We start from the raw sequence: 12,824 nt of genomic DNA on the forward strand, positions 1-12,824 counted from the left end.
CGGCGGGATTTTTTTCGTCCTGGATTCCCAGGGTGGGGCTCAGTTGCCGCTGTGTGCGACGGCTGCCGCCTTCACTTCGTCCGTGGGACCGGCCAGCACGCGGCGGGCACCGTCGAAGCGGCGCTGCCAGTAGCTGCCGTTCATGTCTTCCACCCGAACCTGGGCGCCGGAGCGCGGCGAGTGGATGAACTTGCCTTCGCCGACGTAGATGCCGACATGGCTGAAGGCGCGGCGCATGGTGTTGAAGAACACGAGGTCGCCGGGCTTGAGCTGCTCGCGGTCGATCTTCTCGGTGGCGGCGGCCTGCTCTTCGGCGCGACGGGGGAGCATGTGGCCCACCGTCTGGTTATACATGGCACGAACGAAGCCGCTGCAATCGAAGCCTGCTTCCGCCGTGTTGCCGCCACGGCGATAGGGCACGCCGAGGAAGCCGATGGCAGTGACCACGAGGTCGGAGGTTCGTTCGGAGACTGTTTGACGCACCTGCTGCAGCTGGCCGATCAGGCCTTTGTCTGCAAGCATGCGGGCCATCTCGTCGTCAGATCGGTCCTGTTGAGGGGCTGCGTGGGCAGCGACGGCAAGCAGGAGGGACGCGGGTAGGACGAAAAAACGCATGGCGCGTAGGATATTGATGACGCGCGGTTATGTCAATTTAATCAGAATTAGCGATTGCCATCGTAAACCATTGATTTACATGGATTTTTTCGATTCGGCCAAAGAAAAAATGTAACGGTGAACGTTTATGGTCCATAAGTGGTTGTCATAAAACGGGCCTTCGTTGCCGAGCTGAACAGCAGGGAAAGCTGATTCCGGTCGCCATATCTCGCCAAGATGATGTCATCCGACGGAAAAAGACATGAACTTGCGGGCTAGTGCACCGATGCGTCTTCTTGGAATTTTTTCGCCGTCATTGGGCTGGGCTTTTGCCGTGCTGTCGCGCAGATGCGCAGCGAGACGCTCACTGGCTGCTGTGCCTGCTGTTTGGCTAAAGCGCGGCCATCAGCCGGGGCAGCCCGGCAGCGGCAGCGTCGGCAGCATGCGTTGCCACAGGCGCTTCCACTCGGGCCAGTCGTGGCCGCCTTCGGTGGTGAAGACGCGTTCCGCGGGCAGGGCCGCCGCAAGCAGCCGGTGGCTGAAGGCGAAACGGTCGTCCACGCCGTAGCCCAGGTAGAGCGGTGGGCGCGGCGCCGCGGTCTGCGTGAAGCCCACGTAGCCGCGCAACCATTGCCAGAGCTGTGTTTCGTTCGGCGCGCGGGGAATGCCTTCGCCCGGATCCGCCAGCGGGCCGCGCCATTGCGCGAGGCCGCCGGCGTTGGCAATGTCGGTGCTCTGCGCGCGTTCGCCCAGGTAGGGCGCGAGCGTCACCACGCCGGAGAGTTCGCCGGGATGGGTCTGCGCATACAGCAGGCCGCCGAATCCGCCGACCGAGATGCCGACGATCCAGATATGGCGGTAGCCATGCTGGCGTGCCGGCACCATCACGTCGGCGCTCAGGCGTTCGAGGATGCTCTTGTTGTGGTAGTAGCCCAGGTGTGCGTCGACCAGCATCACGTCCGCGGCGAGCCGGGCGTCGCGCACGGCATCGACGAAGCCCTCGCGCGTGAATTCGTCGGGGGTGGAATAGGCGCCGGGCAGCATGACCAGCAGCGTGTCGACGTTCCGTGCGCAATTGCTCTTCTCGAGTGTGGTCGCCATCGGCACGGTGGCCTTGCGTATGCCGCCGCAGGCGGCGACCAGCAGGGCCGCTCCGATTCCCAGGGCTGCAAGGCAAAGACGTGTCGACAGAAGCTTCATGCGCCGCAGTTTAGGCGCGGCGAGACGCCGGCAGGTCGACCATTACCGGTTGCCCTGGCGTGGTGCAGCCGGTGTCGCAGCATTTGCCGGGCTGGCGGTTGCGGGTGATGGCGCGTGCCGGGTCGTGCGGCGCGGCGGCGGGCGATCCATCGGCCGCAATGCCGCGTTCGAGGATTCGCTCCACCAGCTCGACCTTGGAGCCGACCGGGTAGTTGCGCCAGATTTCCTGCTTCATGGCCGCCGGCGAGCCGCCGCCGTGCAGGCTGATCACGCTGTACCAGCCGCCCTGGTAGCCGGCCGTCAGGTCTTCGATGAAGCGGGCGGTCTCGATGCGCTGCTCGTAGGGGATGGCCGGGTTGGCGCGCAGCACGTCCGACAGTCGTGCGGCGGTCTCTGGGTTGTGGTCTTCGTCGGGGCCGGGGAGGGTGACGATGAGCCCGCCGCTCACGTAGTGGGCGATGCGGTGCATGTCGTAGATCTTCGTGGCCAGCAGCAGCTTGCCGATGTTGCTGAACACCGGGTCGGGCATGAAGACCTCGCAGCGCTCGTCGGCCTTGCCGTAGACGCTGGCCGCCACGCCGCAGGCGAAGAAGCTCTCGGTGATGGTGATGAGCTCGACCATCTGCTCGCGCAGGTGGCTTTCCTTGCCCGGGTCGAAGCCGTTGGCCTCGCACATGAGCGCGCCGGCGCCGATCAGCAGGTCGCCGAAGCCCGCCCGCGCGCCGATGCAGCTGTGGCGGTGGTGCGTGGCGTAGCTGTAGGTCAGGTGGCCGGAATGCTCCCATTCCCCGGCGTAGAACACGCGCTCCCAGGGCACGAAGACCTTGTCGAACATGCATACGCCGGTGCTCTGGCCGTACTTGCGGCTGAAGAGGGCGTCGCCATGCTCGAGCTTTTCCCCGGGGCGCCCGGCGGGGCGGGCGACGATGGTGAGCCCCGGCGCGTCCAGCGGCACGGCGCAGCAGACGGCGAAGTCGACGTCTTCCTTGCCCATGTTGCGGCAGGGCATGACCAGCAGCTCATGCACATAGGGCGCTCCCGTCACGATGGCCTTGGTGCCCGAAATGACGATGCCGCGCGCATTGCGCTCCACCACGTGCAGGTAGCTGTCGACGTTGGTCTGTTCGTGCGGCCGGCGGCTGCGGTCGCCCTTGGCGTCGGTCATGGCGACGCCCAGCGTCAGGTCCTGGTCCTGCACGCGGTGCAGGTACTCGTGGAAACGGGCGGTGTGCTCGGTGCTGCCGCGCGCGTCGTCGATGCGGGCCGACACCTGGGCGATGGCGTTGAGCGCGTCATGCGTCAGGTAGCGCTGGGCGCAGCCAGTTTCCTGGCAGACCAGCCGCACCGCCTCCAGCTTGTTGAGCAGGTCGCCGGAGCCGGTGTTGATGTGCGAGAGCCGGTTCACGCGCTTGCCGCTGGTGTGCTGCACCGCCGTCATCAGCGGCTGGTATTCCTTGCGCAGCGCGTAGTCGTAGGTGAGGGCGATGGCATTGATGCCGGGCTGGAAGGCGGGCTCGTCGGCCACGCTCTCTATGCGGCGGCCATCCACGAAGACGGTGGGGCGGTAGCGGCGCAGCGATTCGCGGTAGTCGGCGCCGGACATCAGCGTGGTGGTGGGGAGCGGGGCGTTCATCGTTTCTTGTCTCCATGGGTTTTCTGAGCTTCCGGGCAAAATTTGAACACTGTTTAATTTTTTGATCAATGCTCGAAGTTTTGTATAGTCCCGCCCATGCATGCCAAGCTCCAACGCCGCCAAGCGCTCACCGACGCTCGCCGCGCGCTCGTGCTCGACGCCGCACGCGCCGTGTTCCTGGAGGCCGGCATCGAGGGCGCGAGCATTCGCGAAATCGCGCGCAGGGCCGGCTACACGCCGGGCGCCATCTACTCCTATTTCGAGAGCAAGGAAGCGATCTACGGCGCGTTGCTCGACGAATCGATCCAGCGTCTGCAGACGGCCGTCGCCGATGCGCCCGAGTCCGACGGCCGCCCTGACAAGACGCTCGCCGCCAAAGCCCAGGCCTGGTTCGACTTCTACGCCGCGAACCCGCGCGAACTCGACCTCGGCTTCTATCTGGTGCAGGGCATGCGCCCGCGCGGCCTGACCAGCGAGCTCGACCACGAACTCAACGACCATCTGCATCAAGCCTTGCGCCCCTGCGAAGAAGCGCTGCAGGCCATGGGCCTCGACGCGGAGGGCGCCCTGCGGGAGAACACCTCCCTGTTCGCCCACGGTGTGGGCCTGCTGCTGATGCAGCACACGGGGCGCATCCGCATGTTCAGGCAGTCGGCCGACGCACTGTTCAAGACCTACGTGGCGCAGCTCGTGCAGCGCGTTGCCGCCCAGGCGGCCAAACCCGGTCTTTTCGGTGGTACGGTTTAGCCCAACCTAAACCTCTACAAGAAAGAATCTGTTCATGCTGCTCGACGCTTCGCAATCCCAACTCGTGCTGGTCGACTACCAGGCGCGGCTGATGCCGGCGGTCTTCGAAAACGAGGCCGTTGCGAAGAATGCCGTGCGCCTCGGCCAGATGGCGAAATGGGTCGACGTGCCGGTCTGGGGTACCGAGCAGAACCCGTCCAAGCTGGGCGAGAACCTGCCGGACATCCGTGCGCTGTGCAAGAAGACGCTGGCGAAGATGCACTTCAGCGGCGTGGAAGAGGGCCTGGGCGAGTGGCTGCGCGCGCCGGCCAAGGCCGCCCCGCAAGGCAATGCCCGGAGCCTGCCGAAGCATCTGCAGAAGCCGCAGGCCGCGCCCGAAGAGCGCAACACCATCGTGATCGCCGGCTGCGAAGCGCACGTCTGCCTGCTGCAGACCGCGCTCGACCTGCTGGAAGACGAGTTCGAAGTCTGGGTCGTCACCGACGCCTGCAGCTCGCGCACCGAGCGCAACCGCGACGCCGCGTTCGACCGGCTGGCCGGTGCCGGCGCCGAGCTGGTGACGACCGAGATGGTCGGCTTCGAGTGGCTGCGCACCGCAGAGCACCCGGCGTTCCGCGACCTGCAGGCCCTGATCCGTTAAGCCCTGCAGCCCGGCGCGGCTGCCGGAGTGGGGCTCGGCCGGATTGTCCCGGTCGTCAGCTTGCTGCAAGATCGGTCTCCATAATTATGAATTCAGTTTTGGTGCGACAGCCGAAACGAAAACATAAAACGGAGACAAATCCAGATGAGCCGCTTTGAACAGTTCCATCGCCAGTCCGTGGATTCACCCGAGGCCTTCTGGGCCGAGCAGGCCCAACTGATCGACTGGCACACCCCAGCGCAGCAGATCCTCGACGCCAGCCAGCCGCCGTTCGCGCGCTGGTTCGTGGGCGGCACCACCAACCTGTGCCACAACGCCGTCGACCGGCATCTGGCCGAGCGCGGCAGCCAGCCCGCGCTGATCTTCGTTTCCACTGAAACCGGCGTCGAAAAGAGCTACAGCTTCGACGAGCTGCACGCCGAAGTGCAGCGCACCGCCGCCAGCCTTGTCGAACTCGGTGTCGGCAAGGGCGACCGGGTACTCATCTACATGCCGATGATTCCCGAGGCCGCGTTCGCGATGCTGGCCTGCGCACGCATCGGCGCTATCCACTGCGTGGTGTTCGGCGGCTTCGCGAGCGTTTCGCTGGCCACGCGCATCGAAGATGCCGAGCCCAAGGTGGTCGTGAGTGCCGATGCCGGCTCCCGGGGCGGCAAGGTCATCGCGTACAAGCCGCTGCTCGACGAGGCGATCCGGCTGTCGAAGCACAAGCCATCGGCCGTGCTGCTCACCGACCGCGGCCTGGCTCCCATGGAAATGACGGCAGGGCGCGACCACCTCACCGCCGACCTGCGCCAGAAGCACATCGATGCCGAGGTGCCCTGCACCTGGCTCGCCTCGACCGACATCAGCTACACCATCTACACGAGCGGGACCACCGGCAGGCCCAAGGGCGTGCAGCGCGACGTGGGCGGCTACGCGGTGGCGCTGGCCGCTAGCATGAAGCACATCTTCGACGGCCGGCCCGGCGAAACCTACTTCTCGACCAGCGACATCGGATGGGTGGTGGGCCACAGCTACATCGTCTACGGCCCGCTGATCGCGGGCATGGCCACCATCATGTACGAGGGCCTGCCCACGCAGGGCATCGACCGCCAGCCCGACGGCGGCATCTGGTGGCGCCTCGTCGAGAAATACAAGGTGACGGTGATGTTCAGCGCGCCCACCGCTGTGCGCGTGCTCAAGAAGCAGGACCCGGCCCTGCTGAAGAAGTACGACCTGTCGAGCCTGCGCGCGCTGTTCCTGGCCGGCGAGCCGCTCGACGAGCCCACCGCGCGCTGGATCAGCGAGGGCCTGGGCGTGCCGATCATCGACAACTACTGGCAGACCGAATCGGGCTGGCCGATGATCACCATTGCCAACGGCGTCGAAGCCAAGGCCAGCAAGTTCGGCAGCCCGGGCGTGCCGATGTACGGCTACCGCATCAAGATCCTGCACGAGTCGACCGGCGAGGAGCTGACCGGTGCCAACGAGAAAGGCGTGGTCGTGGTCGAGGGGCCGACCCCGCCCGGCTTCATGCAGACCGTGTGGAAGGACGATGCGCGCTTCGTCGACACCTACTGGAAAAGCGTTCCCGGCAAGATGGTCTATTCGACCTTCGACTGGGGCATTCGCGACGAGGACGGCTATTTCTACATCCTCGGGCGCACCGACGACGTGATCAACGTGGCGGGCCACCGCCTCGGCACGCGCGAGATCGAGGAGAGCATTTCGGGCCATGCCAACGTCGCGGAAGTGGCAGTGGTCGGCGTGGCCGATGCGCTCAAGGGCCAGGTCGCGATGGCCTTCGTCGTTCCGAAGGACGGAAAGGCCGTGGCCGATGCCGACCTGGCGCTCAGGCTCGAGGGCGAGATCATGAAGCTGGTGGCCGACCAGCTCGGAGCGCTGGCCCGCCCCGCGCGCGTGCGCTTCGTGAGCGGCCTGCCCAAGACGCGCAGCGGCAAATTGCTGCGCCGCGCCATCCAGGCCGTCTGCGAGCAACGCGACCCGGGCGACCTGACCACCATCGACGACCCCGCCACGCTGCAGCAGATCAAACAGTTACTTTCTTCGCCCTGAGTTATCTCCAAGGGGGTTGCAGGCTCCCTTTGAGCCGTCATATGGTTGACGTGGCACAATGCCAAGGTACTCAGGCCCTTCCCCAGCCACAGTCGCATCCGCCAACCGGTTCAGCCGTGTCGCGGAAGGTTTCTTAACCAGCTAGTGCTTCCTTCAGGGAAGCGAAGGTCAGCGGATCATGAGCGATTCATCGACGCCATCGGCGTACACCGCCTATCAAGGCAACACATACCTCTTCGGCGGCAATGCCCCCTATGTCGAAGAGATGTATGAAAACTACCTTTCCAACCCCGGCAGCGTGCCCGACAACTGGCGTTCGTATTTCGACGCGTTGCAGAACGTTCCCGCCGCCGACGGCACCAACACCCGCGACGTCCCGCACCTGCCGGTCATCAACGCCTTCGCCGAACGCGCGAAGCAGGGCACGACCAAGGTCGTGCAGGCCAGCGGCGCCGATTCCGAACTCGGCCGCAAGCGCACCTCCGTCCAGCAGCTGATTGCCGCCTACCGCAACGTCGGCGCCCGCTGGGCCGACCTCGATCCGCTCAAGCGCGCCGAGCGTCCCGCCATTCCGGAACTCGAGCCCTCGTTCTACGGTTTCACCGATGCCGACCTCGAGACGGTGTTCAACACCAGCAACACCTTCTTCGGCAAGGAGACCATGTCGCTGCGCGACCTGCTCAACGCCTTGCGCGAAACGTACTGCGGCACGATGGGCGCCGAGTACATGTACACCACCGACCAGAACCACAAGCGCTGGTGGCAGCAGCGGCTCGAAAGCGCCCGCACCAACCCCAAGCTGAGCGCCGAGCAGAAGAAGCACGTGCTGAGCCGCCTGACGGCCGCCGAAGGCCTCGAGCGCTTCCTGCACACCAAGTACGTCGGCCAGAAGCGTTTCTCGCTCGAAGGCGGCGAAAGCTTCATCGTCGCGATGGACGAGCTGATCAACCAGGCCGGCGTCAAGGGCGTGCAGGAAATCGTGATCGGCATGGCCCACCGCGGCCGCCTGAACGTGCTGGTCAACTCGCTCGGCAAGATGCCGGCCGACCTGTTCGCCGAGTTCGACCACACCGCCCCCGAAGAGCTGCCCAGCGGCGACGTCAAGTACCACCAGGGCTTCAGCTCGGACGTGACCACCCCCGGCGGCCCGGTGCACCTGAGCCTCGCGTTCAACCCCTCGCACCTTGAAATCGTGAACCCCGTGGTCGAAGGCTCGGTGCGTGCCCGCATGGACCGCCGCGGCGACCCGCTGGGCAAGCAGGTGCTGCCCGTGATCGTGCACGGCGACGCCGCCTTCGCAGGCCAGGGCGTCGTGATGGAAACGCTGGCGCTGGCCGAAACCCGTGGCTACTCCACCGGCGGTACGGTGCATTTCGTCATCAACAACCAGATCGGCTTCACCACCAGCGACCCGCGCGACAGCCGCTCGACGCTGTACTGCTCGGACATCGTCAAGATGATCGAGGCGCCCGTGCTGCACGTGAACGGCGACGATCCCGAAGCCGTGGTGCTCGCCACCCAGATCGCCCTGGACTTCCGCATGGAATTCCAGAAGGACGTGGTCGTGGACATCATCTGCTTCCGCAAGCTGGGCCACAACGAGCAGGACACCCCTTCGCTCACCCAGCCGCTGATGTACAAGAAGATCGCCCAGCACCCCGGCACCCGCAAGCTGTACGCCGACAAGCTGGCCGCTCAAGGCCTGGGCGACACGCTCGGCGACGACATGGTCAAGGCGCAGCGCGCTGCTTTCGACGAAGGCAAGAACACCGTCGACCCCGTGCTCACCAACTTCAAGAGCAAGTACGCCGTCGACTGGAGCCCGTACCTCAACAAGAAGTGGACCGACGCCGGCGACACCGCCATTCCGTCCACTGAATGGAAGCGCCTGGCCGAGAAGATCACCACCGTGCCGCAAGGCTTCACGGTGCATCCGCTCGTGAAGAAGGTGCTGGACGACCGCGCAGCCATGGGCCGCGGCGACGTCAACGTCGACTGGGGCATGGGCGAGCACATGGCCTTCGCCTCGCTGGTGGCCAGCGGCTACCCGGTGCGCCTGTCGGGTGAAGACTCCGGCCGCGGCACGTTCACGCACCGCCACGCCGTGCTGCACGACCAGAACCGCGAGAAGTTCGACACCGGCACCTACACGCCGCTGCAGAACGTGGCCGAGAACCAGGCTCCGTTCGTCGTCATCGACTCGATCCTGTCGGAAGAAGCCGTGCTCGCGTTCGAATACGGCTACGCCTCGAACGACCCGAACACGCTCGTCATCTGGGAAGCCCAGTTCGGCGACTTCGTGAACGGCGCTCAGGTGGTGATCGACCAGTTCATCGCCTCGGGCGAAGTGAAGTGGGGCCGCGTCAACGGCCTGACCATGATGCTGCCGCACGGCTACGAAGGCCAGGGCCCCGAGCACAGCTCGGCGCGCCTGGAGCGCTTCATGCAGCTGAGCGCGGACACCAACATGCAGGTGGTGCAACCCACCACGGCCAGCCAGATCTTCCACGTGCTGCGCCGCCAGATGGTGCGCAACCTGCGCAAGCCGCTGATCATCCTCACGCCCAAGTCGCTGCTGCGCAACAAGGACGCGACCTCGCCGCTGGCCGAATTCACCAAGGGCAGCTTCCAGACCGTCATTCCCGACAGCAAGGGCCTGAAGGCAGAGAAGGTCAAGCGCCTGATCGCCTGCTCGGGCAAGGTCTACTACGACCTGGCCAAGAAGCGCGAGGAACTGGGCAGCGAAGACGTGGCGATCATCCGCGTCGAGCAGCTCTATCCGTTCCCGCACAAGGCGTTTGCCGCAGAGATCAAGAAGTACCCGAACCTGGTCGACGTGGTCTGGTGCCAGGACGAGCCGCAGAACCAGGGTGCCTGGTTCTTCGTGCAGCACTACATCCACGAAAACATGCAGGACGGCCAGAAGCTCGGCTACTCCGGCCGTGCCGCATCGGCATCGCCGGCGGTGGGCTACTCGCATCTGCACCAGGAACAGCAGAAGGCGCTGGTCGACGGCGCGTTCGCCAAGCTCAAGGGCTTCGTGCTGACCAAGTAATCGCCTGTCCCTTTTCACACGAACACCCTGAAGAACAAAACGGAGCTCACTCCACATGTCTATCGTAGAAGTCAAAGTCCCCCAGCTTTCCGAATCCGTGGCCGAGGCCACCATGCTTACCTGGAAGAAGAAGGCCGGCGAAGCCGTCGCCGTCGATGAAATCCTGATCGAGATCGAGACCGACAAGGTCGTGCTGGAGGTGCCCGCGCCATCGGCTGGCGTGCTGGCCGAAATCGTGCAGCCCGACGGCGCCACCGTGGTGGCCGAGCAGCTGATCGCCAAGATCGACACCGAAGGCAAGGCTTCGGCCGCCGCCCCGGCTGCCGCTGCCGCCCCCGCGGCTGCTGCGCCTGCCCCGGCAGCCGCCGCAGTCGCCGCCACCGGTGGCTCGAAGGCCGACGTGGCCATGCCCGCCGCCGCCAAGCTGCTGGCCGACAACAACCTGAAGACCAGCGACGTCGCCGGCACCGGCAAGGACGGCCGCGTCACCAAGGGCGACGTGCTCGGCGCCGTGGCTTCGGGCGCCAAGCCCGCGGCACCTGCCGCCACCGTCGCCACGCCGGCCGCCAAGCCCGCGCTGCCGCAAGTCGCAGCGCCCACCGGCGCGCCCGACCTGGGCGAGCGTCCGGAACAGCGCGTGCCGATGAGCCGCCTGCGCGCCCGCATCGCCGAGCGCCTGCTGCAGTCGCAATCGACCAACGCCATCCTGACGACCTTCAACGAAGTCAACATGGCGCCGGTCATGGAACTGCGCAAGCGCTTCCAGGACAGCTTCACCAAGGAACACGGCGTGAAGCTCGGCTTCATGTCCTTCTTCGTGAAGGCCGCCGTGCACGCGCTGAAGAAGTACCCGGTGATCAACGCCTCGGTCGACGGCAACGACATCCTGTACCACGGCTACTTCGACATCGGCATCGCCGTGGGTTCGCCGCGCGGCCTGGTGGTGCCGATCCTGCGCAATGCCGACCAGATGAGCTTCGCCGACATCGAGAAGAAGATCGCCGAGTTCGGCAAGAAGGCGCAAGACGGCAAGCTGGGCATCGAAGACATGACCGGCGGCACGTTCTCCATCTCGAACGGCGGCACCTTCGGCTCGATGCTCTCGACCCCGATCATCAACCCGCCCCAGTCGGCCATCCTGGGCGTGCACGCCACCAAGGACCGCGCCGTGGTGGAAAACGGCCAGATCGTCATCCGCCCGATGAACTACCTCGCCATGAGCTATGACCACCGCATCATCGACGGCCGCGAAGCCGTGCTGGGCCTGGTCGCCATGAAGGAAGCGCTCGAAGACCCGTCGCGCCTGCTGTTCGATATCTGATCCACCCCCAGTCTTCGCGCACTTCGTGTCGCTTCGCCAACCCCCTCGCGGGGGCAACACCTGCGGCCCGGCAAAGCCGGTTCCGCGGTGTTCGCGAAGGAACCCTGATTCACGCAGCGCGATGGACAACTGAAACGGAAACCCAATGAGCAAACAATTCGACGTCGTCGTCATCGGTGGCGGCCCCGGCGGTTACATCGCCGCGATTCGCGCGGCGCAACTCGGCTTCAACGTCGCCTGCGTCGACGAGTGGAAGAACGGCAAGGGCGGCCCGGCACCGGGCGGCACCTGCACCAACGTCGGCTGCATCCCCTCGAAGGCGCTGCTGCAATCGTCGGAGCACTTCGAGCAGGCCGGCCACCACTTTGCCGACCACGGCATCAAGGTCGAAGGCCTGGGCCTCGATATCGACAAGATGCTGGCCCGCAAGGACCAGGTCGTGAAGCAGAACAACGACGGCATCCTGTACCTGTTCAAGAAGAACAAGATCACGTTCTTCCACGGTCGTGCCTCGTTTGTGAAGACGGACGAAACCGGCTACGAACTCAAGGTGGCCGGCGCCGCCGAGGAGTCGATCAGCGGCAAGCACATCGTCATCGCCACCGGCTCCAACGCCCGTGCGCTGCCGGGCGCGCCGTTCGACGAGGAGAACATCCTCTCGAACGACGGCGCGCTGCGCATCGGCGCGGTGCCCAAGAAGCTGGGGCTGATCGGCTCGGGCGTCATCGGCCTCGAAATGGGCTCGGTGTGGCGTCGCCTCGGCGCGGAAGTCACGGTGCTCGAAGCGCTGCCGACTTCCTCGGCGCGGTGGACGAACAGATCGCCAAGGAAGCCAAGAAGGCCTTCGACAAGCAGAAGCTCAAGATCGAGCTCGGCGTGAAGGTCGGCGAGATCAAGTCGTCGAAGAAGGGCGTGAGCGTTGCCTGGACCAATGCCAAGGGCGAAGCCCAGACGCTGGAGGTCGACAAGCTGATCGTGTCGATCGGCCGCGTGCCCAACACCATCGGCCTGAACGCCGAAGCCGTGGGCCTGAAGCTCGACGAGCGCGGCGCCATCGCCGTGGACGACGACTGCAAGACCAACCTGCCCAACGTCTGGGCCATCGGCGACGTGGTGCGCGGCCCGATGCTGGCGCACAAGGCCGAGGAAGAGGGCGTTGCAGTGGCGGAGCGCATTGCGGGCCAGCACGGCCACGTCAACTTCAACACCGTGCCATGGGTGATCTACACGAGCCCCGAGATCGCATGGGTCGGCCAGACCGAGCAGCAGCTCAAGGCCGCAGGCCGCGCCTACAAGGCCGGCACCTTCCCGTTCCTCGCGAATGGGCGCGCGCGTGCACTGGGCGACACGACCGGCATGGTCAAGTTCCTGGCCGACGCCGCGACCGACGAGATCCTGGGCGTGCACATCGTGGGCCCGCAGGCCAGCGAGCTGATCTCCGAAGCCGTCGTGGCGATGGAGTTCAAGGCGAGCGCGGAAGACATCGCGCGCATCTGCCATGCGCACCCGTCGCTGTCGGAAGCCACGAAGGAAGCCGCGCTGGCTGTCGACAAGCGCACGCTGAACTTCTGATCTC

The 12,824-nt window shown here is 65.6% G+C and carries 8 protein-coding genes and 1 pseudogene; 6 read left to right on the plus strand and 3 right to left on the minus strand.

From position 1 onward, the window contains the following. Nucleotides 1-39 precede the first annotated feature (39 nt). The 3 genes from ACQY8B_RS08320 to ACQY8B_RS08330 form a co-directional block, all read right to left on the minus strand. Nucleotides 40-615 (minus strand): C40 family peptidase, encoded by a 576-nt coding sequence (locus tag ACQY8B_RS08320; protein WP_237674678.1) that lies wholly within the window; start codon nucleotides 613-615, stop codon nucleotides 40-42. A gap of 384 nt (nucleotides 616-999) precedes the next feature. Beyond that, on the minus strand, nucleotides 1,000-1,794 hold the full coding sequence (locus ACQY8B_RS08325) for an alpha/beta fold hydrolase (RefSeq protein ID WP_422086269.1): 795 nt from the start codon (nucleotides 1,792-1,794) through the stop codon (nucleotides 1,000-1,002). Nucleotides 1,795-1,804: 10 nt separating this feature from the next. Next, nucleotides 1,805-3,427: a 4-hydroxyphenylacetate 3-hydroxylase family protein gene (locus tag ACQY8B_RS08330; protein ID WP_422086270.1), complete on the minus strand. Its 1,623-nt coding sequence runs from the start codon at nucleotides 3,425-3,427 to the stop codon at nucleotides 1,805-1,807. 96 nt (nucleotides 3,428-3,523) lie between these two features. Between ACQY8B_RS08330 and ACQY8B_RS08335 the strand changes: the two genes are divergently transcribed. From ACQY8B_RS08335 to lpdA, 6 genes and pseudogenes are all read left to right on the plus strand, one after another. Beyond that, the gene (locus tag ACQY8B_RS08335) at nucleotides 3,524-4,174 is read left to right on the plus strand and encodes a TetR/AcrR family transcriptional regulator (RefSeq protein ID WP_422086271.1); all 651 of its coding nucleotides are present in this window, start codon (nucleotides 3,524-3,526) and stop codon (nucleotides 4,172-4,174) included. A 34-nt stretch (nucleotides 4,175-4,208) separates the two neighbouring features. After that, the gene (locus ACQY8B_RS08340) at nucleotides 4,209-4,814 is read left to right on the plus strand and encodes an isochorismatase family protein (protein ID WP_422086272.1); all 606 of its coding nucleotides are present in this window, start codon (nucleotides 4,209-4,211) and stop codon (nucleotides 4,812-4,814) included. Nucleotides 4,815-4,958: 144 nt separating this feature from the next. Beyond that, nucleotides 4,959-6,872, plus strand: a complete 1,914-nt coding sequence (locus ACQY8B_RS08345; protein ID WP_422086273.1) for a propionate--CoA ligase — start codon at nucleotides 4,959-4,961, stop codon at nucleotides 6,870-6,872. Between the two features lie 178 nt (nucleotides 6,873-7,050). Next, on the plus strand, nucleotides 7,051-9,927 hold the full coding sequence (locus ACQY8B_RS08350) for a 2-oxoglutarate dehydrogenase E1 component (protein ID WP_422086274.1): 2,877 nt from the start codon (nucleotides 7,051-7,053) through the stop codon (nucleotides 9,925-9,927). 55 nt (nucleotides 9,928-9,982) lie between these two features. Continuing rightward, entirely contained in the window at nucleotides 9,983-11,248 is a 1,266-nt protein-coding gene (odhB, locus tag ACQY8B_RS08355) for a 2-oxoglutarate dehydrogenase complex dihydrolipoyllysine-residue succinyltransferase (protein ID WP_422086275.1), read from the plus strand. 145 nt (nucleotides 11,249-11,393) lie between these two features. Further along, nucleotides 11,394-12,820: pseudogene (gene lpdA / locus ACQY8B_RS08360) on the plus strand (dihydrolipoyl dehydrogenase). Nucleotides 12,821-12,824 lie beyond the last annotated feature (4 nt).

This window comes from Variovorax sp. (assembly GCF_965279555.1).
In the GTDB taxonomy this organism is placed as follows: domain Bacteria; phylum Pseudomonadota; class Gammaproteobacteria; order Burkholderiales; family Burkholderiaceae_C; genus Variovorax.

Bases quoted from the DNA above. Each gene is read 5' to 3' on its own strand.
- ACQY8B_RS08330 (WP_422086270.1), bottom strand. From the start codon at position 3,427: ATGAACGCCCCGCTCCCCACCACCACGCTGATGTCCGGCGCCGACTAC.
- ACQY8B_RS08340 (WP_422086272.1), top strand. From the start codon at position 4,209: ATGCTGCTCGACGCTTCGCAATCCCAACTCGTGCTGGTCGACTACCAG.
- ACQY8B_RS08320 (WP_237674678.1), bottom strand. From the start codon at position 615: ATGCGTTTTTTCGTCCTACCCGCGTCCCTCCTGCTTGCCGTCGCTGCC.
- ACQY8B_RS08325 (WP_422086269.1), bottom strand. From the start codon at position 1,794: ATGAAGCTTCTGTCGACACGTCTTTGCCTTGCAGCCCTGGGAATCGGA.
- odhB (WP_422086275.1), top strand. From the start codon at position 9,983: ATGTCTATCGTAGAAGTCAAAGTCCCCCAGCTTTCCGAATCCGTGGCC.
- ACQY8B_RS08345 (WP_422086273.1), top strand. From the start codon at position 4,959: ATGAGCCGCTTTGAACAGTTCCATCGCCAGTCCGTGGATTCACCCGAG.
- ACQY8B_RS08335 (WP_422086271.1), top strand. From the start codon at position 3,524: ATGCATGCCAAGCTCCAACGCCGCCAAGCGCTCACCGACGCTCGCCGC.
- ACQY8B_RS08350 (WP_422086274.1), top strand. From the start codon at position 7,051: ATGAGCGATTCATCGACGCCATCGGCGTACACCGCCTATCAAGGCAAC.